At 39.3% G+C, this 26,330-nt stretch carries 26 protein-coding genes; 23 read left to right on the top strand and 3 right to left on the bottom strand.

Annotated features, from left to right (window positions below; translation table 11 throughout):
- Positions 1–35 precede the first annotated feature (35 nt).
- The 20 genes from AC1TO8_RS18790 (at position 36) to AC1TO8_RS18695 (ending at position 21,404) form a co-directional block, all read left to right on the top strand.
- Positions 36–497: a FixH family protein gene (locus AC1TO8_RS18790; RefSeq protein ID WP_482057162.1), complete on the top strand. Its 462-nt coding sequence runs from the start codon at positions 36–38 to the stop codon at positions 495–497.
- Positions 498–816: 319 nt separating this feature from the next.
- Positions 817–4,209 (top strand): methionine synthase, encoded by a 3,393-nt coding sequence (gene metH / locus AC1TO8_RS18785; RefSeq protein ID WP_482057201.1) that lies wholly within the window; start codon positions 817–819, stop codon positions 4,207–4,209.
- A gap of 136 nt (positions 4,210–4,345) precedes the next feature.
- Positions 4,346–5,275, top strand: coding sequence for a ribonuclease Z (gene rnz, locus AC1TO8_RS18780; RefSeq protein ID WP_482057161.1), 930 nt, complete (start codon positions 4,346–4,348; stop codon positions 5,273–5,275).
- A gap of 235 nt (positions 5,276–5,510) precedes the next feature.
- On the top strand, positions 5,511–6,314 hold the full coding sequence (locus tag AC1TO8_RS18775; protein ID WP_482057160.1) for a TIGR01457 family HAD-type hydrolase: 804 nt from the start codon (positions 5,511–5,513) through the stop codon (positions 6,312–6,314).
- A 26-nt stretch (positions 6,315–6,340) separates the two neighbouring features.
- The gene (locus AC1TO8_RS18770) at positions 6,341–7,141 is read left to right on the top strand and encodes an Fpg/Nei family DNA glycosylase (protein WP_482057159.1); all 801 of its coding nucleotides are present in this window, start codon (positions 6,341–6,343) and stop codon (positions 7,139–7,141) included.
- Positions 7,131–7,493 carry a cyclic-phosphate processing receiver domain-containing protein gene (locus AC1TO8_RS18765; RefSeq protein ID WP_482057158.1) on the top strand — a complete coding sequence of 121 codons (363 nt, stop codon included), beginning with the start codon at positions 7,131–7,133 and terminating at the stop codon, positions 7,491–7,493. Before AC1TO8_RS18770 ends, AC1TO8_RS18765 begins: the two co-directional genes overlap by 11 nt.
- Positions 7,490–7,810 carry a thioredoxin family protein gene (locus tag AC1TO8_RS18760; protein WP_482057157.1) on the top strand — a complete coding sequence of 107 codons (321 nt, stop codon included), beginning with the start codon at positions 7,490–7,492 and terminating at the stop codon, positions 7,808–7,810. Before AC1TO8_RS18765 ends, AC1TO8_RS18760 begins: the two co-directional genes overlap by 4 nt.
- Positions 7,807–8,580, top strand: coding sequence for an ABC transporter ATP-binding protein (locus tag AC1TO8_RS18755; protein ID WP_482057156.1), 774 nt, complete (start codon positions 7,807–7,809; stop codon positions 8,578–8,580). The genes AC1TO8_RS18760 and AC1TO8_RS18755 overlap by 4 nt, the downstream gene beginning before the upstream one ends.
- A 6-nt stretch (positions 8,581–8,586) precedes the next feature.
- Entirely contained in the window at positions 8,587–9,651 is a 1,065-nt protein-coding gene (locus tag AC1TO8_RS18750) for a 23S rRNA (cytidine(2498)-2'-O)-methyltransferase RlmM (protein ID WP_482057155.1), read from the top strand.
- 195 nt (positions 9,652–9,846) lie between these two features.
- Entirely contained in the window at positions 9,847–11,325 is a 1,479-nt protein-coding gene (locus AC1TO8_RS18745) for a serine/threonine protein kinase (protein ID WP_482057154.1), read from the top strand.
- A 164-nt stretch (positions 11,326–11,489) separates the two neighbouring features.
- Positions 11,490–12,275, top strand: a complete 786-nt coding sequence (locus AC1TO8_RS18740; RefSeq protein ID WP_482057153.1) for a hypothetical protein — start codon at positions 11,490–11,492, stop codon at positions 12,273–12,275.
- 81 nt (positions 12,276–12,356) lie between these two features.
- On the top strand, positions 12,357–13,337 hold the full coding sequence (locus AC1TO8_RS18735) for an SAF domain-containing protein (protein WP_482057152.1): 981 nt from the start codon (positions 12,357–12,359) through the stop codon (positions 13,335–13,337).
- Between the two features lie 16 nt (positions 13,338–13,353).
- Positions 13,354–14,052 carry a hypothetical protein gene (locus tag AC1TO8_RS18730; RefSeq protein ID WP_482057151.1) on the top strand — a complete coding sequence of 233 codons (699 nt, stop codon included), beginning with the start codon at positions 13,354–13,356 and terminating at the stop codon, positions 14,050–14,052.
- A 2-nt stretch (positions 14,053–14,054) separates the two neighbouring features.
- The gene (locus AC1TO8_RS18725; protein WP_482057150.1) at positions 14,055–14,885 is read left to right on the top strand and encodes a CpaE/TadZ family protein; all 831 of its coding nucleotides are present in this window, start codon (positions 14,055–14,057) and stop codon (positions 14,883–14,885) included.
- Between the two features lie 7 nt (positions 14,886–14,892).
- Positions 14,893–16,776 carry a pilus assembly protein CpaF gene (locus tag AC1TO8_RS18720; RefSeq protein WP_482057149.1) on the top strand — a complete coding sequence of 628 codons (1,884 nt, stop codon included), beginning with the start codon at positions 14,893–14,895 and terminating at the stop codon, positions 16,774–16,776.
- 5 nt (positions 16,777–16,781) lie between these two features.
- Positions 16,782–18,875 (top strand): hypothetical protein, encoded by a 2,094-nt coding sequence (locus AC1TO8_RS18715; protein ID WP_482057148.1) that lies wholly within the window; start codon positions 16,782–16,784, stop codon positions 18,873–18,875.
- A 37-nt stretch (positions 18,876–18,912) separates the two neighbouring features.
- Complete coding sequence (locus AC1TO8_RS18710; RefSeq protein WP_482057147.1) at positions 18,913–19,398, top strand: ABC transporter permease; 486 nt, start codon at positions 18,913–18,915, stop codon at positions 19,396–19,398.
- A gap of 65 nt (positions 19,399–19,463) precedes the next feature.
- Positions 19,464–19,859, top strand: a complete 396-nt coding sequence (locus AC1TO8_RS18705) for a hypothetical protein (RefSeq protein WP_482057146.1) — start codon at positions 19,464–19,466, stop codon at positions 19,857–19,859.
- Positions 19,860–19,873: 14 nt separating this feature from the next.
- Positions 19,874–20,425 (top strand): hypothetical protein, encoded by a 552-nt coding sequence (locus AC1TO8_RS18700; RefSeq protein WP_482057145.1) that lies wholly within the window; start codon positions 19,874–19,876, stop codon positions 20,423–20,425.
- Entirely contained in the window at positions 20,409–21,404 is a 996-nt protein-coding gene (locus tag AC1TO8_RS18695) for a hypothetical protein (protein WP_482057144.1), read from the top strand. The genes AC1TO8_RS18700 and AC1TO8_RS18695 overlap by 17 nt, the downstream gene beginning before the upstream one ends.
- Positions 21,405–21,507: 103 nt before the next feature.
- Here AC1TO8_RS18695 and AC1TO8_RS18690 read toward each other — a convergent pair whose 3' ends face one another.
- A complete protein-coding gene (locus tag AC1TO8_RS18690; RefSeq protein ID WP_482057143.1) occupies positions 21,508–21,828 on the bottom strand; it encodes a hypothetical protein in 321 nt (106 codons plus the stop codon).
- A gap of 64 nt (positions 21,829–21,892) precedes the next feature.
- Between AC1TO8_RS18690 and AC1TO8_RS18685 the strand changes: the two genes are divergently transcribed.
- The 3 genes from AC1TO8_RS18685 to AC1TO8_RS18675 all read left to right on the top strand — a co-directional run bounded on the left by AC1TO8_RS18685 (position 21,893) and on the right by AC1TO8_RS18675 (position 24,706).
- Positions 21,893–22,207 carry a hypothetical protein gene (locus AC1TO8_RS18685; RefSeq protein ID WP_482057142.1) on the top strand — a complete coding sequence of 105 codons (315 nt, stop codon included), beginning with the start codon at positions 21,893–21,895 and terminating at the stop codon, positions 22,205–22,207.
- A gap of 124 nt (positions 22,208–22,331) precedes the next feature.
- Complete coding sequence (locus tag AC1TO8_RS18680; protein WP_482057141.1) at positions 22,332–23,885, top strand: ABC-F family ATP-binding cassette domain-containing protein; 1,554 nt, start codon at positions 22,332–22,334, stop codon at positions 23,883–23,885.
- A 137-nt stretch (positions 23,886–24,022) separates the two neighbouring features.
- A complete protein-coding gene (locus AC1TO8_RS18675; protein ID WP_482057140.1) occupies positions 24,023–24,706 on the top strand; it encodes a response regulator transcription factor in 684 nt (227 codons plus the stop codon).
- Positions 24,707–24,832: 126 nt separating this feature from the next.
- Here AC1TO8_RS18675 and AC1TO8_RS18670 read toward each other — a convergent pair whose 3' ends face one another.
- Positions 24,833–25,342, bottom strand: coding sequence for a C40 family peptidase (locus AC1TO8_RS18670; RefSeq protein WP_482057139.1), 510 nt, complete (start codon positions 25,340–25,342; stop codon positions 24,833–24,835).
- 269 nt (positions 25,343–25,611) lie between these two features.
- Positions 25,612–26,253 carry a thiamine diphosphokinase gene (locus AC1TO8_RS18665; RefSeq protein ID WP_482057138.1) on the bottom strand — a complete coding sequence of 214 codons (642 nt, stop codon included), beginning with the start codon at positions 26,251–26,253 and terminating at the stop codon, positions 25,612–25,614.
- Positions 26,254–26,330: the final 77 nt, after the last annotated feature.

Below are 26,330 nucleotides of genomic sequence, written 5' to 3'. Positions count from 1 at the left end.
ATGATTAATGTCACAACATCTTGAAATGTAGTGAAATGAGCTTATTTAATTATATTTTGAAAGGTTGGGAGCATGTGAGATTAAGCAATCGAATCAGCTTGGTAGTTATTATTATGTCTTTCATAGTCATCATAGGCTGCAATAGTGAAGGAAGTAATCGCAAGGGAATGAATATGGGGAACGATGATTCATTTATGCCTATTCTAGTTGAATTAAGCATTCAAGCTGAACAGGTTAAAGTGAATGACAAGGTTATGATTGAGGTTCTAGTGACGCAAAATGATAAAAATGTAACGGATGCAGATAAAGTATTAATAGAATTCGTTCCTTCAACTGAAGGTGGTATACATACTGAACTTGAAGCTACACATGCAGGTGAAGGCAAATATGTATTGGAGACAAGCTTGGATCAAGCAGATACATATAACGTCATCTCTCATGTCACGGTTGGGGCTATGCATTCGATGCCTAAGAAAGAATTAGTGGTTACTGAATAAGGTCGAAATATTTTAACTGAGATTGAATAACCCTGTTTTCCATTATTGGAGAATGGGGTTTTGCGCAAATTATAATGATTATTATGGTTAAGCTAAAGTAGATTGAAACTATATGGAAACACGGACGATTCTCGTAATTATGATGTATTCATTCGTGTTTAGATAAATGATGATGTTGCATATGGATGTTAACAAAACTCCGTGTTTTCCTTTTATAATGAGAGCTATTCTGTTAAACTAATAATTAATGTTTCAGTGGGAGGGATTCGAGTTGAGTATAAAGAACTTAGAAGAATCATTAAAAGAACGGATATTCATTATGGATGGTGCAATGGGGACCATGATTCAGCAGCTTGATCTTTCACCAGAGGATTTCGGTGGAGAAGAGTTAGATGGTTGTAACGAGATGCTAGTTCTTACAAGACCGGATGCGATTCAAGAAATCCATGAATCATATTTAGATGCTGGTGCAGATATGATCTCGACCAATACATTTGGTGCAACATCCGTTGTACTTGCTGATTATGATATACCTGAGAAGTCCCGTGAAATCAATTTAAAGGCAGCTGAGCTAGCTCGTGTAGCAGCTGATAAATATAGTACAGATCTTAAACCACGCTATGTCATCGGGGCTATGGGCCCTACAACGAAGACGTTGTCTGTCACAGGTGGAGTTACATTTAAGGAATTGGTAGCAACGTATGAGGAACAAGCACTTGCTTTGATCGAAGGTGGCGTTGACTTGCTTCTATTGGAGACGAGTCAAGACACATTGAATGTGAAGGCAGGTAGTATTGGTATTCGTCAAGCTTTTGAACAAAGTGGTGTGACGCTTCCGATCATGATTTCGGGTACGATTGAACCGATGGGAACGACATTAGCTGGACAGAATATTGAGTCATTCTACATATCACTTGAGCATTTAAATCCGATATCAGTTGGACTCAACTGCGCGACTGGACCAGAATTTATGAGAGATCATATTCGCTCATTAGCTGCAATCTCCAAGTCAGCTGTAAGTTGTTATCCAAACGCTGGGTTACCAGATGAAGATGGGAATTACCATGAATCACCAGAATCACTTTCTAAGAAAATGGTCGCTTTCGCTGAACAAGGATGGTTAAATATCGCGGGCGGATGCTGTGGTACGACACCAGATCACATTCGTGCTATGGCCGAGGCACTTTCGAAATATGAGCCTCGTCGTGAATATGGAGATCACCCACCTGCAATATCTGGGGTAGATGCTGTATTTGTAGAACCAGATAATCGTCCGATTATGATTGGAGAGCGTACGAATATTTCAGGATCGCGTAAATTTAAACGTTTGATTAAAGAAGGAAAGTTTGATGAAGCATCTGAAATTGCTCGTTCTCAAGTTAAAGGAGCAGCTCAGATTATTGACATTAACCTCCAAGATACGGATATCGATGAAGAGTATGCGGTGCATAACTTCTTGCCTTTGGTTGCTAAGAAAGTAAAAGTCCCTCTAATGATTGACTCAACGTATGATCATATTATTGAGTTAGGACTTCAGTATTCCCAAGGTAAAGCGATAATTAACTCCATTAACCTTGAAGATGGTGAATCAAAATTCGAGAACGTTGTGCCACTTATACATCGTTATGGTGCCGCTGTGGTGTGTATCCTAATTGATGAGACTGGACAAGCGGTCACTCGTGAAGCCAAGCTGGGAGTGGCTAGCCGTTCGTATGATCTTCTTGTAAATAAATATGGGTTGAATCCAGAAGATATTATATTCGATCCTAACATGTTCCCAGTTGGTTCAGGTGACCCTCAGTATATTGGTTCAGCTGTGGAGACGATTGAAGGGATCAGATTGATTAAGGAAAAGTTCCCTAAGGTGAAAACGATTCTGGGACTAAGTAATATATCCTTCGGATTGCCAGAGTCAGGTCGAGAAGTGCTTAATTCTGTGTATTTGTACGAATGTACGAAAGCAGGACTTGATTACGCCATCGTGAATACGGAAAAGCTAGAGAGATATGCTTCGATCCCAGCGGAAGAGCGTCGTCTCGCGGAAGCCCTTATATTTAATACGAATGATGAGACGTTGGCTGAATTTGTAGCGGCGTTTCGTGAGAAGAAAGTGGAGAAGAAAGAGAAGATATCTAGTCTATCGCTAGAAGAACGTCTCTCTTCTTATGTAGTTGAAGGTACGAAAGAAGGACTAATTCCTGATTTGGTTGAGGCGTTGAAAAAATATTCTGCGCTTGAGGTCATCAATGGTCCGCTAATGGTAGGTATGGCTGAGGTCGGTAGACTCTTTAATAATAATGAGCTCATCGTAGCTGAAGTATTGCAGAGCGCTGAAGTTATGAAAGCCTCAGTCACCTATCTTGAAGGTTTCATGGAGAAGAATGAGAGTAGTATAAAAGGGAAAATCATGTTAGCAACCGTAAAAGGTGATGTACATGACATCGGTAAGAACTTAGTCGAAATTATACTGTCTAATAACGGTTACCATATTATTAACCTAGGTATAAAAGTACCTCCGGAAAAAATAATTGAAGTATATCGTGAAGAGAAAGCAGACATCATTGGATTATCAGGACTTCTCGTGAAATCCGCACAGCAAATGGTCATCACTGCTCAGGATTTGAGAACATCAGGAATTGATGTTCCAATCATGGTTGGAGGAGCAGCACTAACTCGTAAGTTTACGAAGACCCGAATCAAACCAGAGTATGACGGTATGGTTGTGTATGCTAAGGATGCGATGGATGGACTTGATATAGCAAATAAACTAATGGATCCAATACAACGTGAAGAAATGCGAGTGAAGATGCAAGAAGAGCTTGAGGCTTTTCTCGAATCGAAACTTGAAGAGAAAGCTCTCCCGGTATTGACACGGGCGATGAAGTCGAACATTGCGACCGATAACCCAGTGTTAATTCCGCCTGATACCGATCGCCACGTTCTACGCAACTATCCAATCTCCCATATCATGCCTTATGTGAATATGCAGATGTTGATGGGCCACCATCTAGGATTACGTGGATCAGTGGAGCAATTGCTTGCGGAGGGCAATGAGAAGGCAGTTGCGTTAAAAGAAACAGTAGACGCAATTATGAATGAAGCGGTGCAAGACGCTATTATTCAGGCACATGCGATATATCGTTTCTTCCCAGCACAATCTCAAGGAAATGATATTTTGGTCTATGATCCAGAGGATCACACAAAGGTGCTACAAAGATTCTCATTCCCTCGTCAGAGAGTGGAGCCATATCTATGTCTTTCGGATTTCCTGAAATCAGTGGATAGCGGGGTTATGGATTATGTAGGATTCTTGATTGTAACTGCGGGGCATGGCGTGTCGGAGTTATCTGGACAATGGAAGGATAATGGGGACTATCTAAGATCTCACGTGTTGCAGTCGGTTGCCCTTGAGACAGCTGAAGGATTGGCTGAACGTATTCACCATATGATGCGTGATTCATGGGGGTTCCCTGATCCAGAAGATATGACAATGAAGAAGCGACATGGTGCCCGGTATCAAGGGATTAGAGTATCCTTTGGTTATCCAGCTTGTCCTGATCTAGAGTTACAAGGACCATTATTTGAACTATTACAACCTGGGGATGTTGGAATTGAGTTAACTGAAGGATTTATGATGGAACCAGAAGCATCTGTATCAGCGATGGTATTTAGTCATCCTCAAGCCCAATACTTCAATGTTGAAAAAGCTTAGAGAGTGAATTCAAAAAGTGAGCTTTTTGAACAACCTCTTAGAGTTGGATTAGTTACGCTAGCTCATACTAGTCATAAGATCCTTCGATAATACGAGGGATCTTATGCTGAGTTATTGGAAGGAGAACGTGGGCAAGATGGAATTATTATTTCTAGGTACGAATGCGGGTGTACCAACGCTACAGCGGAATGTGACTTCGATTGCCTTACGTCTATTTGAAGAGAGAGGTTACTTCTGGCTATTTGATTGTGGTGAGGCTACCCAGCATCAGATCCTGAGGTCATCGTTAAAGCTCAGTAAGCTTGAGAAAATTTTTATTACTCATTTACATGGTGATCATATATTCGGACTGCCTGGACTGCTCGCAAGTCGAAGTAATCAAGGTGGGGTATCTCCATTGACGGTGTATGGACCTCATGGAATAAAGGAGTATATAGAAACCTCGATGAAGCTGAGTCAATCTCGAATGGATTATATATTAGAAGTCGTGGAGCATGACGGTGGGTTGATCTTTGAAGATGAGACATTCGCTGTTCATTCTGAACTACTAGAGCATCGAATTGATAGCTATGGGTACAGAGTGATTGAGAAGGACCGAACAGGTACACTTAATCTGGCCTTACTGAAATCATACGGAGTCAAACCAGGGCCTATATATGGTAAGATTAAACGTGGAGAGAGTATTGAACTTGAGAACGGTCAAGTTATAAGATCAGAAGATGTGTTGGGACTTCCTAAAAAGGGCAAGATTGTAACTATACTAGGGGACACGAGACCTTGTCCTGCTGTTGTGACTCTTGCTAAGGATGCGGATATGTTGGTCCATGAATCCACATACCTTCATGAGATGGCAGACACTGCTCATGATTATTACCATAGCACTGCAGTTCAAGCTGCTGAAGCTGCACAGCAAGCGGTAGCGAAGCAGATGGTCCTAACCCATTTCAGCTCCCGTTATAAAGACATGGAGCAGTTGGGTCAGTTGCTAAAAGAGGCCCAGTCTATTTTTCCAAATACGTTATTGGCAGAGGAATTTACCATTATTCCTATTCAGCATAATCAATAATTGTGGTGGGAAATCAACGATTAGAAATGAATTATTTTCCGGGAAAGCGCAGGAAATGACATAGGATTCTATAATAACGGTACAATATCGATCGTCTCTTCGATTAAATGTGACGAATGACGAGCGGAAATGATTACAAATGACGGTTTTTCTAGTGAAGAACGACAGAGCTTGACAAACTATTATATGATATAAAGTGATTGTACTCTCTATTTTGAAAGGAAGTGCATGGGCAATGACAATCTGTAAAGGTCTATTAATAGATTTAGATGGGACGTTGTATCATGGACAACATATGATCTCGGGTGCTGATGTTCTAATCAGTCAATTAAAAGCTAATCATATTCCCTATTTGTTTGTAACGAATAATTCGACACGTACACCAGAGGATGTAGCGGTCTTATTAAATGGCATGGGTATTCAAGCTGAAGCTAACGAAGTGTGTACGTCATCACAAGCTACCGCTAAGTATATAGCTGAACGATCTCCAGGTGCCCGCGTTTCCATAATAGGTGAAAATGGATTACGTCAGGCAATCATGCAGGCGGGATTACTAGAAGTTGATCAGAATCCAGAATATGTCGTGCAAGGACTAGATAGAACATTCTCATATGACACGTTAACATCGGCAGTTCAATGGATTAGTGAGGGAGCTCAGTTTATTGTTACGAACCCCGATCTACGTCTACCTTCCGATGTAGGAGTTATTCCAGGTGCGGGAACAATTGCCGCAGCTATTGAAGCGGGAACGGGTGTGAAGCCACTCGTTATTGGTAAGCCAGCTAGCCATTTGATGACCTATGCGATGGATGTACTAGGTATGGAACCTTCTGAAGTTACCGTGATTGGTGACAATATGCGGACTGATATTTCCGCTGGAGCAGCGGCTGGTTGTGAAACGATACTTGTTCTAACGGGGATTACAACAGAAGCGAGTCTACAGGCGGATATTCGTATGGCCGGAATTGAACCTAATATGATTTGTAATGATCTTCATGAACTTCTTCATCAATTATGTGGTTTACACAACTCTCATTAGAAAGAGGCGAATGACAGATGCCTGAAATGCCTGAATTAGAAAATTATCGGAAGTTGATTTCTGAGAAAATATTGGATGCTCCTATTACCAACGTAACAGTGAATAAGAAGAATACTGTTAATTTGGATGTAGATACTCTTGTTTCGGAACTGGAAAGTACCAAGGTTATTTTTGTAGAACGACGTGGGAGATTTCTGAACTTTCATTTAGATAATGGTCGGAGATTGTTAGTGAATCTTATGGTAGGTGGGTATATACAATATGGTAAGCAAGGGGAATCGTCAGATCGCAATGCGGAGGTAGAAATTGGATTTGGCGAATTTACACTGTATTTCATGTTGCCTCGTTCAGGTTATATTCATTTGTTATCTGCGAAGGAAGTTGGTGAAGTATTGAGTCAACTTGGTCCAGAACTAAGTGATCGTAGGATGGGAATGGATCGCTTTATTAACATGGTGAAAGTTCGCCGTGGAGCATTGAAAACATTATTGGTAAATCAAAGTGTGATTGCAGGAATCGGCAATCGTTATGCCGATGAAATTTCTTTTGAAGCCAAATTATTACCATCAACTAAAGTTCAAGATCTAGAGACATCGGCAATCGAGAGATTGTACCATAGTATGAAATTAATATTGAATCATGCTGTGGAGTCTGGTGGTTCTATTAATAAACCATTTGCGAATGAAGATGTACACACGGGAAGTTACAAACTGCAAGTATATAACCGTGAGGGTGAACGATGCAGTCAATGTAATGGAGTCATAGATAAAGTGGAGTTGAATGGGCGAAAAGCTTTCTTTTGTCCGACTTGTCAGCATGAACAATAATGTTGAAATTCACTTGTTCTTAGATGATATTCGTCGTTGTCCCATTGGATTCTCATTGGCTCGTACGGGTGAAGATTGTTTGGTGATGCTTCGTGAATGTAAAGTGAATATTCTATCACTTGATTATGAACTGGGATTCCATAGTGAAATGTGCGGTAAAGATGTGGTTATGGCTATCATTCGTGAAGGATTGTTCCCGCGGGAAGTTTATTTACATACATCCAGTTTCATTGGGAAACGTGAAATGTATCAGTTATTATATGAACATAAACCGGCTGAAATGATCCTTCATAATGGACCTATGAGTGAAGAGACATTACATGATATAGCAATGGGTGCTGACCGAATATGAGAGAACTTAATGAACTAGAAGTACGCTCACAAATGGACAGTAGAGGTAAGCCTGTCGTTGTATTCCTATACACACCTTTATGCGGAACCTGTAATGCAGTCAAAAGAATGCTTACGGTTGCTGAACATTTACTTCCTGAGGGTACGATATCAGCGGCGAATGTGAATATGATGCCCTTATTGGCTCAGGAATATAAAATTAGAAGTGTACCTGCAATGCTACTGATGGATGCAGATCGGAATGATCCACCCAATCTTCTTTACCGTATGGGTTCAGTAGAAGAATTATTAGTAGCTATAAGGAGTGTGATGGAATGATATCTATGCAGCATATTTCGCTACGAAGAGAGAATGATACCATACTGAATGATGTATCTCTCGATATAAAAAGTGGTGAGAACTGGGTCATCTTAGGTCGCAACGGCTCTGGAAAGACTACATTACTTGAGATGATGACGGGTTATCTCTTTCCTAGCCAAGGTCGAGTCGAAGTGATGGGAAATGTATACGGACAGTGTGACATTCGTGAAATACGCAAAAGTATTGGCTACATAAGTCCGTCATTGTTGGAAAGAATGTCTCTGACAGATCCGGTGTGGGAAATTGTGGCAACGGGTGCCTATGCTTACTTGCGCTTCTATGAAGCGATACCTCAAGCGGTAAAAGAGCAGTCGTACCGTCTATTAGAAGAGATGAATATAGCTCGATTAGCAGAGCATACACTAGGAACCTTGTCTCAAGGTGAACGTAAAAAGGTGTTGCTGGCCCGTTGTTTAATGGGTGATCCAAAGTTACTCATTATGGACGAGCCTTGTGCAGGTCTAGATCTATATGAACGGGAAAAGATGTTAGTGGAAGTAGACCGGTTACGCAAACGTGATATTACAGTTGTCTACGTCACCCATCATGTGGAGGAGATTGTCCCACTGTTCACCCATGTTGCGCTCATAAAAGATGGTAAGTTGGTTGGAGCAGGACCTAAAGAACAAGTTCTAAATAAAGAAATGATTATGCGTACCTATGAAATTCCAGTTGAACTGGAATGGGACGGTGGACGTCCCTGGATCAAGGTAACTTCTGGAGGTTAATCCAACTTGGATGAATTTAATGTAAATGTAAGTGAAGAGGAAATACAAGAACAACAAACTCGGTTTATTTGTACGGCCAATCATGGATTTGCTCCATTTGCTCAGGAAGAATTACGGCGTTTATTCGGCAGTGTTAAGAGTACCGTCCTCGTATCGGGTGAGGTATTTCTAGTTAGCGTGGCTTATACATGGAATGAAGTTGCAGCGATGATTGCCAAACAAGCTCCAATCTTCGTGCGTCATATACAGCCAGTAGATATTGAGATATCTGCTGAAGAATTGGGTAGTGGACTGAAAGAGTTGAAGGTCTATGTATTGGACAAGAAAGATCTCCAGGGTGCCACTGTATCACTACAAGTTCGCAAATCTGAACATAGCCTAAGTGAAGTAAGTGCAGGTGCGCTACGAGAACAAATCTTGGAGGATTTACAAGACCTTCATGCGGAGTTCATTGTTCAGGATGCAGATTGGATTCTTTCGGTGTTTGTATCGTCAGATCATATCTATGCAGGAGTGTCTCTTCCGCAGGATAATCTTTCCGATTGGAACGGTGGAGCGGTTCGCTTTCAGCGGGAAGAAGGGCAGATTTCACGTGCTAAATTTAAATTGTTGGAGGCAGAGAAGTCCTTCGGAATTGATTTCACTGCTTTTCGCCATGCACTTGACATCGGGGCTGCACCTGGAGGTTGGACCTCGTTCTTACTTGAGCGTGGCATTCATGTGACGGCTGTAGATCCTGCCAAGATGCACGAATCGCTAGTCGGTCATCCGCAACTTAAGATCATGCGTAAGAATGCTTCAGAAGTACGTTTTCGTGATAACCAATTCGACCTACTAGTATGTGATATGAGCTGGAGCCCTAAACAAATGGTTAAGCTTGTGAAAGACCTGCTGTATTGTCTATCCCCAGGTGGGACGGCCATAGTGACGGTAAAGCTAATGCATAAAAAGCCGATGGCCTTAATCAAGGAAGTGATAGCTTCGCTTGAAGAAAACCAGATGCAATTACAATATGCTAAGCAACTGTTCCATAATCGGGACGAAATAACACTTCACATGATTAAATATTAATGTTGTAAAACGTTATTAATTATAGATTGTGAAAATAGCACTTTACAAGTCTACATGTTTGTATTATGCTAGTTCCAAATTTAACCAAGCAATATAAATAGGGAAAGTATCCCGAAGAGTTCAAAGATAATCGGTTATCACCGTATCTTTCCTTTTCTAGATGCTTTCCTTTTTTTGTTGCGAAATGGAGGTGAAATGATGAACGAACGATCTTTACTGCGTCAGGGTCATATCATTGGTGGAAGGTATTTAATTCAGCAAATAATTGGATCGGGAGGGATGAGTCATGTTTACTTAGCTGATGATCTGAAATTATCAGGTAAGCAATGGGCGGTGAAAGAGTGTTTCTCATCACCACAACAGTATAGCAATATTGGGGATGAAGCAGAGTTACTAACGACTTTGGGTCATCCTCGACTCCCGCGGATTGTAGATTTTTTTCCACCTAATGAGCAAGGAAATTCCTATTTGGTTATGGATTATATTCATGGAGTGACATTAGAGAAGTATTTCAATAGTCTTAATAGAAAATTGAAGAGTGACTTCATTCTACAATTAGCTGATCAAACTCTTGATGTACTTGAATATCTACATAACCATAAACCACCTATTGTATTCCGTGATCTCAAACCATCCAATATTATGCTGACATCGCAATTGGAGTTACGTCTTATTGACTTTGGAATTGCTAGAAATTATAAACACGAACAAGACCAGGATACTGTGAAGCTTGGAACTGTTGGTTTTGCAGCTCCTGAACAGTATGGTAGTGGTCAAAGTGATGCTAGATCTGATCTATATGGGTTAGGGGCATTGCTCCTATACCTCGCCACAGAAGGGGTCCGAAGTGAATGGAGTGAGGGGGTAGAGTCTTGTATACGCTCTGACTTTCCTAGAGATAAGATCCCGGTATTACGTAAATTGTTGCAAACATATCCTGAAGATCGTTATCCATCGGTAAGTGAGGTTAGAAAGGCTTTGATGGTAGAAGGAGCATCACGAGTTCAAGAGCAGAGACTTGAATCTGAACATAAAGGAACATATGTTATCGCTGTAATGGGGGCGAGTGGCGGTGCAGGGACTACGCATACAGCGATCAGCATCGTTCATTACTTAGCTAGAAATTTTAATAACGTAGCCATTGTTGAATTGAATAGATATGCATCTGCATTTGCTAGAATCCAGCATATTGTTGAAGGAAATGTTTATGAGAATAAGAAAGAACATTGTTTCTCTGTAGAAGGTGTCGATTATTATCGACAGAGTACTAGAACTAATATCATTGAATTATTAGGTGAGAATTACAATTATATCGTTTTGGATTTGGGATCGTTTCAAGAGAGTGATGGACTGGAAGAATTTCTACGTGCTGATATCCCAATTATTGTAGGTTGGGGTTCAGAGTGGCGTATGCAAGATATGGAGGAGGCTATTAGTAGTTTAACACGACATCGACAGAACAAATGGGTCTATTGTATGCCTCTAGCTGAACCAGATGCAGTGAAACGTCTTCGCAAGCAGATAGATTCCATGAAAGTGTATAGTTTACCGTTGCATAAAGATCCTTTTGATATAGATGAAGAAACGGATGAAGTGCTGTCCGAAGTATTACACCGGTACATACCCATACTAAAGAAAAAGAAGAAGTTTCGCTTTGGGGTAGGTTCCCGGTGATGTTAACATATGCATGTTTATTTTCCTAACGTTTGTGGAATATCCAATATATCATAAAGCATGCGTCTTAGACGCGGAAAGGAAACATTATGGGTACAGTTGCATTTTGGAGTCCTCTTCAGGGGGGGAGTGGAAGCACGGCGCATACCGTTTCTGTTGCATCAATGATTGGTTTGGAATATCGAGCGCGGTTATTGCTAGGTCACGGGGGCGCAGTAGGTGAACGTATTGAGGGAGCGTTTCAGAGTGGGAAGGTAGTTTTAGATCATTCATTTATATCAAATAAAGATAGTGGGATGGATGCATTAGAGCGATTATGTTTAAATCGGAGACTTAACAAGGGAAATATTCGTGACTATACCATTCCTTTAATGTTTGACAGATTAGATTTTGTTGCTGGAAATGCGAAGAGGGAAGGAACGTTACCTGGTTATAGAACATCATTATTACCGACCATTCTTTCCTGTGCAAATGAATATTATGACCTAGTACTTATGGATGCTGGATGTGGGAACGAAGAACTGGATCTGAGGGGAGACGGAGCACTGTTGTCTGCTGCAGACTTGATTGTTGTTAGTCTGACACAAAATATTCAATCTCTGGAGAAGTTTTTCTCTGGTAACCAGCTACCTGCAGCAATACAGGATAAACCATATATTGTTGCGATAGGAAGATATGACGGTGATTGTTACTGTACGATTCAGAATATAAAGAAAAGATTTGGATTTAACGGCTCAATTCATGGGATTCCGTACTCAACGGGCTTACTTGATGCGTGGAATATGAAGGCCGTATTACCTTTTATACACAGAAGTCGTCATTTGAATAAACAACAACCGGCATTCTCATTCTATGAAAGCGTTAGGTCTTTATCTAGAGATATTATTGCGCAGTTAGATCTGAGTGCTTTAGTGAAAAAATCAAACTTTCATCTTCGGGATATTGTATGAAGAAAGGAGCAAGGAGCGTAGCGTAGGCAAAAGCTAATTTAGATGCGTAAGGTGAATCATTAAGTAAGGGGGTGTATATCTGTGTCGAAGATAAGGCAGCGTACTAAAAATCTTATAGTTGCCGGGCTTGTCGGGGCAATCACCATGGGGATTGTAGCCTCCGGTGGTGCAATATATATGATCAATCAACAAGCAAATGATCAAAAATTGCTCCGAGTTGAGTATGAAACTAAATTGAAAGAAGTTGAGACCTTACTTCAAGATCAACAAGCGATCATGAGAAAAGTAATAGTCACTTCAAAGCAGCTATCTGCCGGTGTGAAATTGACTGAGGAAGATCTAAAAATAATACAGATACCAGAGACGGAAGCGCCGGCCAATATAGTCCAAACTAAGGAAGACTTGATAGGTAAAATAGTAAAGCTAGATGTAGGTTTAAATACACCTTTAATTAAGTCCATGGTATTTGAAGAAGGTGCAACGCCAAATGATCTCCGTGTGCAAGAATACATGGTGATGGATTTACCAACAAAGATCCAAAAGGGACAGTATGTTGATGTCCGTATAGCTTTTCCTACAGGCGAAGATTTCATCGTGTTATCGAAGAAAAAAGTCAATGACGTATCTGGAACGACCATATGGTATAACGTCAATGAATCCGAAATTTTAGCCATGTCCAGCGCAACGGTTGACGCCTACCTCAATAGTGCAAAATTATATGCGACTACTTATGTAGACCCATTCATGCAGCAAAAGGCAATTGAGAACTATCCAGTGAATTTACAAGTTATTGACTTGATTCAATCAGATCCTAACGTATTGGTAAAAGCAAGTGAGCAACTGAAAAAGTCAGTTAGAAGAAACTTAGAATTGAATCTTTCCAAAATGAATGAAATTGACAAAATGAAGATAGAAAATGGCAGTGTGATATTGCAACAACCTACCAATCATATGGATCTTACTCCAAAAGAAGAGGTCGTTCAACCCAATTATATGACGGATCATCAAGTTATGACTAACTCTGAAAAGATGGATGTATTTGAACAACAACTAATTAAATAAGGAGAGGAGACTTTAAGTGAAATATGCTTTATTTGTGGGGGCATCAGACATTAGTGACTTACTTCAATATATAAGTAAAGTCATTACAAGTTCAGGTCGAAAGACACTCCTTGTCGATACTACGGTAGAAAGATTTATCTATTACGGTACACCAATCCCAGACCCGAAGATGAAACTAATCGAGTTCGGTGGGTTTGATGTATGTTCAGGCTATTCCACTTTTAGTGAATTGGAAACATCGTTATCTGATAACACTCGATATGATCATGTCATTATACACTGCAGCACTCCTAATTTTTTAAATGGAGATGATCTAACAAAGATTGAGAACAAATATGTTGCTACAACTACTGAGAAATGGAGCATTGAGAAGACTGTTGGCATATTGGAATCACTTTTTGATGAACAAAGAGAATCAAGTATCGATCTCTTTTCAAAAATCATTGTAAATAATGTTGATTCCAATATCGCAGATGATTACTTAGAAACCGTGTTATCTAATTTACCACTGGGATGGTCTGATGAACCCTTCGAACTCATCTTTGACGAAATCGATTATGCGACGAAAATCAATAATCAACATAACGGAACAATAAACATGCGCAAACTCTCTAGGAATTATAAACATGTTGTACGTCGGATTAGTAAAGAAATTACTGGTCTAGAAGCTAAGGACATGAAAGTAGCTATGAAGATTGCAATGAGGAGGTCATAGATATGGGACAAGTTGCATTTTGGAGCAATCGTCACGGACAAACGGGGAATACTGGTAATATGATCGCGGTGTCTATGTTGATCGGTATTGAGTATTTAACAAAAATACTGATAAGTCATACTCATTGGGAAATGTCTACATTAGAAAGTACATTATTAAAGGAAAGAAAGCTTAACTATGATGTGAATCAGGATTATACCAATGTAGGAATCGATGCCCTTGAGAGATTAGCTAAAAGTAATCGACTCGAGCCTACCAATGTGAAAGACTACGCTATTCCTATTTTGCGAGACAGATTAGATCTAATCGTAGGAACATCAAAGCCTTCAGAAGAAATGTACGTAGCAGTAAATGGAGTCATAGGCTCTATTCTTAATGCTGCTAAATCGTATTACGACTTATCATTCATAGACGTGAATAGTGGAACGAAGAACATGTTGACTAAATCCGTCTTGTCTATGTCAGACCTAGTCGTAGTAAGCCTTAATCAGAATATCAATGTGTTGAACGAGTTCTTTAATGAAATTCCTGATTGCCTAATGGATAAGAAATATATTATCGTTCTCGGGCAATATGATAGGAACTCCAAATACACGGCGGCAAACATCAAAAGATTGTTTAAATGTGAAGCACCGATCTTCACCATTCCCCATACTTCCAGTTTTTTGGATGCTTGTAATGACAAATCAGTAGTCGAGTTTTTCTTGAGAAATAAAAATGTGAGAGCCAATCATGATAATTATTTATTCATGGTCGAAGTAAGAAAACTGGCTAAGGGAATCATGGATGCGGTCGATATTGATACGAGGATTTTTAGTGAGAAGGGGGCCTAAATAAGAAATGAGTCTAGGCTCCTTAATCAATATTTCTTTCATAATCATCATTATTTTTCTTGTAGGGATTGTTGTATTTTTTAAGCTTACGGATAACCGACAATTACGTATTGACCCCCATCAGTTAGACAAAAAATATACGATTGGTGGGATGATTGACTACATGAGAGCAGCCTTTGATGATATGACAAAGACGAATCTCGAACACTTAGGTTTGTCTGAAGAGGAGTATATCCGACGTACTAACCAAATGCTACTACTCAAAAAGTCACTCAAGGGTAGCACGCACGGGGACCTACAGGACAAGCTGTACGTGAAAGAAACGATGTTTGATTTATTTCTTAAGAACTATAGCCTGAATGAAGAGAATATTAACTGGGTTATTCCCTTTGATAATAAACGGGAGTTATCACATCAAGACAAATTTGAGATTATGTTATACCACTATAAGAAAAAACATAGATTTAATGCACTTACTGAATGGATTGATACGCATAGACTGGCAGAACTTAAAGATGTTTTTGAAGATGCTGAATCTGAATCATACATCATTACCCCCGAGGAGATTGATGAGGTCTACCAAAAAGAATCTATTCCTCTTAATTTTGAAGACAAGCTCTATATTATCGTTCAAAGGATTTATCAACAATTCAAAGGGTTTAGTGTAATTGATGAAATTCGTGATATGCGGATTGATGGCGTATCCGGAGGGGTATCTGGAACGCCACTGAATCAACTTGATCCCGATGATGGCATGATCCACTTTGCAGACCAGATCAATAAAAATGAACATGTAATGGCGCATGATAGTGTTTGGATATTTTTCAAAGGGAAGTCCATTCATCTATCCTTCCTAAGCTTTGGCTCTGAAAGTGAATTAATCCGTGTATGTCAGAACATTTACAAGTACAAAAACCCTGGTCAACTTTCTGAACATAACGGATTTAAGGTAAATGAAATGAAAGATGGGTCTAGAATTGTCGTTGTTCGGCCACCTTTCGCTGAATCATGGGCCTTTTTTGTCAGAAAATTTGATACTCAAAGTGCAACATTAGATCAATTGATTAATAATAACATCGGAAATCGCAAACTAGTTATCAACCTTCTTATTGTTCTGATCAAAGGAGGGAGAGTAACAGCAATTACAGGTTCACAAGGGAGCGGGAAAACGACGTTATTAATGGCTCTCGTTAAGTATATTAACGCCACTTATACATTGCGCGTACAAGAAATGTCCTTTGAATTACATCTTCGGAAAATTTACAAGCGACGAAATATCCTGACCTTTAGAGAAACAGATACGATCTCTGGTCAAGATGGTCTTGATCTGCAAAAGAAAACAGATGGCACTGTAAATATACTTGGGGAAGTAGCGACAGATCGAGTGGCTGCTTGGATGATTCAAATGACGCAAGTTGCGAGTTTATTTACAATCTTCACTCATCATGCGAAGACTTTCCAGAATCTGATTTATTCACTTCGCAATTCATTGTTAAAAACGAATGTGTTTAATGATGAAAGGATTGCGGAGGAGGAAGTCGTTCGAGTCATCAACTTTAATATCCATCTATCCAAAGATCCGGATGGAAGTAGATATATTTCTCGCATTACAGAGTGTATTCCTTTAGAGCAAAATAACATACAAGTCGACTTTGATAGCATCAGCAATGCTGAAGAACGGGTTCAAGCTTTCTATCAAGCCACTACCGAATATTATGACCGTAGTACAGATCGCAAAGTATTTGCTGAATCTAATATCATTGAGTATAGGAATGGTGAGTATATAGCCGTAAATTCAATTTCAGAGAGAAATAGGCATGAAATGATGGAATTGATGTCATCATCAGAACAAGTTGATTTTCAACAATTTATGGAAGAATTCTGGGGGTAGAAGATGTGGATATGAAAGCTATTGCATTAACCATATTAATACTTTCTATTTCCCTTAGTATCATCCTATTTATGATTGTCAAGCTTTTGGCTAGAAGGGCCGATAGAAATGGTTCCAGTGAAGTATTTAAAAGTTATGAAGATCTTGTGGGTTCAAATAAACCAAATTGGAAAAGTAAATTTAACCATTTAATGCAGGATTCATACTTTGCCTACTATAAGGTGCCGATACTTCGCGCATACGTTCTGAAAATAAGACGTAGATTGCAATCGATTCATTCTTACGATGAAATGACGATGCGCCGAGAGACGATGAAGATTGTTTTCTCAACACTGGGCATCATGTCAGCAGCAGTGTTGCTTCTATTGTTTATCAATCAAGATATCACTTTTGTTTTTATGTTGTTATTGAGTGCCTTAGTCGTAAATGGCATGTTGATCGATACCTTTATTCATAGAGTAGAAGATCGTCTGCTAGTACAGCTGAGAGATCTTAATAAAGATATCCGTTATCACTATCACCAATACGGAATGATCGAAGAAGCTCTAATTGAAGCAGCTGATGCAACAACTTCTGAGGCAAGTCTTCATGCAAGGAAGGTCCATGAGATCATCAAAGATGATGGAGAAAGTCCTGAGGAAAAACTGGAGAAATACTATCATTCTGCACCGAACCGATTTTTGAAATCTTTTGCCGGTTTATCCTATCTAGTGAAAGAGTTTGGAGATAAGGAAGTAGATGAAGGATCTCTTTACTTGAAAAATTTAAACAAACTGAATGAGGAAATAAATTTAGAAATTCTAAAACGATCTAAGCTCAATTATTTATTCTCGGGGCTTACAGTGATTGCATTAGTACCTATTATTTTCACTAAGCCGATCCAATTATGGGCGGGTAAGATGTTTCCAGCTATGCAGGAGTTTTATGCAAGCAAAATGGGTTTTATTATTCAAATTGTTTGTTTTGCAACAGTATTGCTTTCTTATGTATTGCTAAAAAAGATGCAAGATCAACAAGAAGGTACTTATGTTGCTGTGGAGAGAAAGCGACCATGGGAAAAAGTAGTTCTACGAATACCTATTGTTGATTGGTTAGTATTTCGTTTAACACCTACTAAGAGTTCACCGGAATATTTCAAAATAAGTAGGTTGCTGAAAGATGCCAATGCTGGGTATCCGCTGAACTGGCATATTCTTCACCGTCTTTTACTAAGCCTAGTGTTTGCACTCGGGTTGTTGTTCTCTTTTGTAACGATGCATTCCATTGCAATCAAAAATGTGATGGAGGCGCCTACTTCTAACGGTTCTTTATTTGGGAAAATGTCAGATCAAGACCTGCTGGATGCCCAATCCCTCACTGAATTTGATAGTAACATCATTATGCAGGTAAAGGGAGCGAGCAAAGAACAGTTACAGGAACGTATTGTTCAAGGGGTGAAATTGGATCAGAAGGTTGCTACAAACGATACACTTCTCAATTCTTCAGTGGAGAGAATTATTCGAAAAGTTCAGAAGATCGATTCTGAATATTTAAAATGGTGGGAAATATTAATTTGTGTATGGATGGGTTGGGCAGGATACCAGATCCCTTATTGGATATTAATCTTCCAAAAGAAGATGAGAGCGATGGATATGCAAAACGAAGTGGATCAGTTTCATACTATTATTGCAATGTTGTCTGAAATTGACCGTGTATCCGTTGAGATCATTCTGGAATGGATGGAGCGATTCTCTTCCATATTTAAAGCACCTCTTCACACCTGCGTGATTAACTTCGAGAGTGGGGCAGATGCTGCACTTGAAAAGTTGAAGAACGATGCACCTTTTGTACCGTTGGTAAGGACTGTGGAAAGTCTACAGTTAGCTGTTGAAAGAATTCCTATTAAACTAGCATTCGATGATCTCGAATCGGAGAGGAATTACAATTATGAGCAGCGTAAACAAAATTACGAGCGAACCATTGATTCAAAAGCTAACTGGGGTAGAATGATCGGCTTTGCACCACTGTATGCGATTATCTTTCTCTATTTAGTATTTCCATTGATTTATATGAGCATTACCCAAATGGGTGTGTACTATGATCAAATCAATAGACTATAAACAGGATCACCATTAAAAACACTTAGGAGGAAAAATTATGAATAACGCTTCAACAGCTTTAAAAGTATCTGCAGGTATCTTTCTAACCATTGCTTTGATCACAATTGTCGTAGTTCTGTTTATCTCTGCACAGGAAGCAACCAAATCAGCACAAAATAACTTTGCTGATATTCAAACTGAAATGTCCCAAGCGTCTTTTACCGTGTATGACAACACAACGGTATCAGGAAGTCAGGTGCTGAATGCTCTGCGTAAGTTTCAAGATAAAGGTCAGTTTGGTGTGGAAGTTAAAACAGGTAAAAACGATTTTGGTTCATGGTACTTTCAAACGATTGATACTGTAACTCCAGCAGGAAACCCCGGATACGGATCTGTTGTTAAAGGAACCGCGCCATCCGGTACTATTGCTCATGCTAGCAATGAATCCGAAAATGATTATGTGAATCCATCCGGTAAATTTGAAGCAAATGTAGTTAAAGATAACAGTAATGTCATTCGTGGTATTACCTTCAAACAGAAATAATAGTACTCATTCAATATTAGAAAGGAGATGTATACGATACATCTCCTTTCTAACAATAAAAGAAGGTGATTATAATCGATATTGAAAATAATGCATCTGACGCCATTGGTCTTAGTTTTGCTGTTTCTGTGTTCATTGTGTCTCTGTCCGTATCCTTATACTTATTTATAACGACTGGGGATACGATCCAGAAAACGTACGAGATGAATACGCTATCTGATAAAAATATGCATTCTACTCTGAAGGTACCGACGGAGTATTCTGTTAGCGGAGCTGAAGTAAGGCAGTCTCTTTATTCGATAAGTGAGATTGGGGTTGATATTGAAGTGAATGGTTTAATTTATTCCAGTTCATTAGATCCAACTACACTGAATGTGTCTGCTATTGATCTTAATAAAAAATATACTCCTACATATGTAAGAGATTCTAAAGGTGTATTAAGGATGTTACGTTTTAATTAGAGGGGATGTTCATCTTGTCCAATTCAGTTGCAAAAGTATTTGCTGCGATTATAGCGATTGTTCTTCTCTTAATATGGCCTGTATCCAGTGCGTTGAATAAACAAGATGATATTTCTGAGGTTGTCGTTCTCAACTCAGTTACCCGTTTTGTGGATTCTGTCCGTGATAAGGGATATATGACCCCTACGATGTACAAAGAGTTTGTAGATCAAATGGCTTTAACGGGGAACACCTACGATATCCAAATGGTTCATCGACATAAGAGATACGATCCTGTGTACAGTGATGATGGTGTGTTCCAGGATGGATTCAACGTTCATTATGAGGAATTCTTTAATGCTCAAATCAATGAGAAAATATTTCCTATAAATTCAAGTGAGCCTGTAGATTCACCTACCCGGATTTATAAATTAAAAATCGGCGACTTCTTCGATGTGACCGTCAAAAATACGAATCGAACGATGGGAACATTGATGAATGACTTCCTTACAGCGGGTATCAACAGCCCGAATGAAACAATAGTAATTCCATATGGAGGCATGGTCCTCAATGAAGACTATTACTAAACTCGCGATATTTTCTGTTCTGATCCTTATACCTTACTTTGTGTTCAACAATATTAATCTTGATCATCATCGCCAAAACCTGATTACCGAAATGCGATATAACAGGGCAATTGATACGGCGACACAAGATGCGGCCAAAGCGTTGTTAAGCAATGGTCATCATCGAGATGAGACGGAATATGAAACGATAAAAAATGTGAAAATCAATAAAGATGAAGCAGTACAAACGTTCTTCAACACGCTGTATTTAAATTTCAATATTTTTAATGATCGAGATGGACAAGGTGTGCTGAAGAACTATGTTCCAGCATTAATGATCGTCGGCTACGATGGCTACTATGTGTATTCTTGGGATGAGTATAGTAATGCTTCGGGAGAGAAAGAAGTCCAGCATGTATGGAGTCCTAAAAAACCATATTCTTATGCGGACCAAGACGGAAATACATTTGCCTTTACACTAGATGATTATGTCAATGTTAACCGGAATGGAGATCAAAAATGGTTTGAAGGTTTTCGAAGTGAAATTGCTTCAGAGACTTCTATATCACTCTTACATAATGCCGATAATTTCGATCAAGTACGTAGAACCTCGATTGTGAACTTGCTACAACAAGACCTTGAATTTTATATCAATCAATATAACAATTTCTCCAAGCGTCTCGGAGTAGCATATACCTTTACGATTCCCCTCATAAGCCAAGAAGAATGGAATAACACGATTGATGATGTCGGAGTATTGGCATTCGTACAAGGAATTCCAATGGGAGAGAAGCATTATAACAACTACGCATTGGGCGGTAGCCGTGTCGTGAAACAACCTGTATACAACGGGATTATCGCGAACGGACGTAAATACTATTACTATCGAAATGCTTGCGTGTCTTCTTTTACAACTGAGGAGGTATTCACCTCAGAGAAGGACGCAGCAGTAAATGGGTATATCCCGTTGGATTGTACAGTCGGTTATCGAAATAAATAGATTCCAAATTTGAAGATAAGGATGCGATTCGGATCACTCCGACTTATTACTTCCAGGATAACGATGCTTCAACACCTGCGAAACGAATTGAAGTTGATCTGTACTACCATTCGGACACTGCAAAGTTCGTGAAGATCGGATCGGCTGCGGATTTAGATCGTCGAAATATCATCCTTGATAAACGCTTACGCAATGTTCCTGTTGCTGACATCGTGAACACAGCCGGATCGATATATGATATGAATACGGGTTGGTCGATCACAAGGCCACAGTATTTAGCAGCATTCCAAAAAAGAGCAAAAGAAGAGACGTAAGTAGGTGGATATGGATTTGAAATACTTTCATCCCCATTACGTACATTCATTAACACATTTAACAGGCCCGACAATGCAAGTGCAAGTCCAGTTAGAACGAATGCTTCCATTCAACAGTGGTACGGAGAATACAATTTACCGGCTGCAGTCTATGTCGTTGCCAAAGGAACCGACTTGGCCGCTTATGGCAGATCGAATCGACTAGATGAAGCTTCACCGATCTTTTTACGTAAAGGTTATATCTCTGTCAATTTCAATATTGAAACGATTCGAAACGCAGATCTAAAGAAACCCCATCTGCAATATATTCATGGACCGTTAAATAACCAATGGTGGGACATGGAAGGCTTTGATGGTACAGATGGAGTGCGAGACCGAATCATTACCGATCCTTATGGTGTTCAATTCATCTTGCAAGATGGCGATGTCGTTTTCTATGATGCAAATAAATCTTCGTATGATGATTACGCGCCAAATGGAACACATTAACAAAGTGAAATGAATAAGAAATGATAGTTTCGTCACACCCTCTATTTATGTTATAATCAAATCTTGACGGTCAAACAAATGAGATCAAATGATTTTTATTATAGATAGGGGTTAAAGAGTAGAAATGAGTTTATTAACTGTAGAGGATCTATCCCATAATTTTGGTGGGCGTACGTTGTTTAAAGATGTTTCTTTTCGATTGTTGGAAGGGGAGCGTGTAGGTTTTGTAGGCGCCAATGGAGTTGGTAAATCGACATTGATGAACATCCTAACGGGTACATTGCTCAGAGATAGCGGAAAAGTGGAATGGACTCCGCGAGTTCAATTTGGTTATTTGGATCAACATACGAAGTTAACACCGGGTAAAACGGTTCGTGATGTTCTCAAAGATGCTTTCTTACCTCTATTGGTACTTGAAGAGGAAATGAACGAGATTACGAACAAAATGGGTGATGCTTCTCCAGAAGAGCTAGAAATACTTCTAGAGCAAATGGGAGACATCCAAGAACAGTTGGAAATTGGTGATTTCTATTTGCTTGATGTCAAAGTTGAAGAGATGAGCCAAGGTCTTGGGCTTACGGCCATTGGTTTAGATCGGGATGTAGCTTCTTTAAGTGGTGGACAGCGCACGAAGGTATTACTTGCGAAGTTATTGCTTGAGAAACCGACAGTGTTACTACTTGATGAGCCTACGAACTATTTGGACGTGGAACATATTGAATGGTTGACACAGTATTTGAAGAACTATCCGCATGCCTTTATGCTGATTTCACATGATACAGACTTCATGAATCAAATCGTGAATATTATTTATCATTTGGAATTTACTAAATTAACAAGATACACTGCGAATTATGAGAAATTCCTTGAGATGGCTGATATGAATAAGAATCAGCATTTCGATGCATATGAGAAACAGCAGGAATACATTAAGAAACAAGAAGAGTTTATTAATCGTAATAAGGCACGTGCTTCAACTTCTACTCGGGCGAAGAGTCGTGAGAAGCAGTTGGATCGGATGGATCGAATTGAAAAACCTGAAGAAGCTACCAAGCCAACATTCCATTTCAAAGAATCTAGGTCAAGTGCTAAGACCGTGTTCGAAGGGATTGATTTCGAAATTGGCTATACTCACCCTCTACTTCCGAAGATGAGTATGTTGATCGAACGTGGCGATAAAATTGCTATCGTTGGTTGTAATGGTGTAGGGAAGTCTACATTGCTCAAAACCATTCTCGGAAAAATACCTACGCTAAGTGGTAGAACATACCTAGGTGAATATTTGCAACCAGCATACTTCGAGCAAGAAGCGATTGCTGGCAAAATCACGCCTCTTGATGACGTGTGGAATGAATTTTCATCACTTACTCAAAGTGAAGTACGTTCGCATTTAGCGCGTGTAGGTCTCAAAAATGACCATATTACACGTCCATTAGCTATGTTGAGTGGTGGAGAGCAAGCTAAAGTTCGGATATGTAAGTTAATGATGCGTGAAGCGAACTGGATTCTATTCGATGAGCCTACGAACCATTTAGATATTCTTGCTAAAGCTGAACTGAAGCGGGCGCTTACTGAGTTTAAAGGAACCGTTGTTCTAGTATCCCATGAACCAGAGTTCTATGCAGACTGGGTAACGAAAGAATGGAATGTAGAAGAGTGGGCTTCTAAGAACGCATAATATTAATCAGTTAATGAAATGAGAACATCCATGACGATCCATCCCTCAATGTTGAGGGATGGATTTTTCTTTTTGGAGAAAACTAAGGGGATAGCGTCATATGCGTTGTCATTTTAGCGGAAAACGGGTGGGAATCTGTGAATAAAACGATCCTTTACGTGAATTATGAAGGCGAATCTGCTGTACCCATTATTGAAGCATTAAAGGTAGAGAAATATGAAATGATCGTGGTAGGTCATGATAACGAGGTAGTGGAATACGTTGATATCCGTGAGGTTGATATGTTGATACTAGATTATGGAAGTACGGGGAATGAATTAAGTGTGATTAGGCAGTTACGAACAAAGATGGGCTTCTTGCCAATCATGATTCTGTCCAACATGATGCTTAGTGAGAACATTGTAGAGGGGTTCGCTGCGGGAGCCAATGAATATATAACGAAGCCTGTTGAGACGGAGATTGTATTCGTTCGAATACGGAATCTATTTAATCTGCTAGAAATTAAAAATGATGAGAATGATCTACCTATCACGATAGGTGAACTTCATATTGATCCTAGAAGTCGTCGGGTTAAGCGTAATACTCAGAATATTGAATTAACACCCAAAGAGTATGATCTATTGCTGTATTTAGCAAGACATGTGAATCAAGTATGTAGTAGGGAAGAGATTCTGAAGTTAGTATGGAAATATGATTATTCGCTTGGGACCAATGTGGTTGATGTGTATATACGTTACTTGAGATTAAAGATTGATAAAGGTCATCGCCATAAAATGATTCGAACCTCACGTGGAATAGGCTATATGTTAGTTGCAGAGTGAAAATGGACGCGCAAAAAAAGAAACGGCTATGCTGTCCTTTTTCAAGAACGATAGCCGTCTCTGTTGAAATATAAGATATTGAATATGAAGTGACTCTTATCAAGTTTTGATAGATTCAATTACATACTAAAGAACGCGACGTGCTTTTAAATAAGTGTTCTTCCAATGAGCCTTATTAATCTCTGTGTACATTACACCTGGTGAACCATAAGTATGAAGCATTTTACCATTTCCGACATACATACCAACATGAGTTACATTCTTTCCGTTCGCTCTACTTCCAGTTGAGAAGAATAATAAATCTCCCTTTTTAAGATTAGCTTTGGAAACGGCAACCCCCATCTTGGATTGAGCAACAGATGTACGAGGTAGATTCACTCCGAATTTACCGTAAATTCGTTTCATTAAAGATGAGCAATCAAAGTATTTAGTCGTTGAAGTTGAAGCCCCAAATTTATAGGGAATTTTCAAAAAGGTTTTACCGTAGTTAGCGATGTTGTTGGCTTTGGTTGTTGCTGCCGTTGATGTGGTTGCTGCTTCGACTACTGGACTAGCCACCGTTACCGCTGCTGTAAGAGCTAATGATGAGCAAATTCCTACGACTGCTAATCTATGTGTCCATGTCTGTTTTTTCATATTGTAATACCTCCGTTAGTTGGTTTCTATTGTTGTTGTTCTGGGTACGAGACCAAGTATAACAGTTTTGTAACCTCCTAATTTTTAGTATTTTACATAAAAGGTTGAATATATCAATGGTTAGAGCCACTTTATTAAAATTTCATTAGAATTTAATGTTAGATTGCTAGAGTTCATATAAAAACAACAAAAAAGCCGATATACCCAGTTATAGTAGGTGTTATCGGCTTGTATCTTATAGATTAAGAATAGTTACAAAAATGTAGTTATTAATCTTTGCTTTGAATAACAAGTAGTGATCCAGATTCGACAGTAATGTTTCCGATATTGCTAGAAAGCCGATTGCTGATTCCGAGGGATTGTCCTTGACGTAAAGTGGCATGATCTAAAGGATAGACAAAACCTTGTAATGTAATTCCTGTTACTTCAGATGTCATGGGCAGTAGAGATACAAAGGTATAACCTAGATCTTTGACTTCAATAGTAGAATTGGTCATTGTAATATAATTGTGGTTGTCTAGTATAGCCAGTGAGACATGATGTTCTAATGCTCTATTTAACAAGTGAATGTTAGCTAGAGTATGATCGAGACGAGTACCTGTTCCCCCGACAAGTAAAATAGAAGTAGGCTGTTGTTCCAGCGCTAATTCAAAGGCCAATTCAGTATCCGTAAGATTCTTGTCAAAAGCATCGCAGGCAATCATTGTACCATTTGATGAAGAAACGATTTCTTGTTCTTGTAGTGTGATGGAGTCGAAGTCACCGACAGATAAATGAGGGTGAATATGATTATGTATTAGAAATAATGCGCCTTTATCTGCACCTATAATGAAGTCATCTTCTTTAATCTCATTCAAGTACTCTGGATAGAGTTGACCTCCTGAGAAAATAATTACTCTTTTCTGTATCATATATGTTATTGATCCTCCAATGTAGTTATCTTCTAAATGCAGTGAGAAACCTAGGGATAAGTATAATTGAGATTGCA

The sequence above is a fragment of the Paenibacillus sp. Y859 genome, assembly GCF_056786405.1.
Note: the sequence above shows the minus strand (reverse complement) of the source record. Positions and strands in the feature narration are given on the sequence as shown.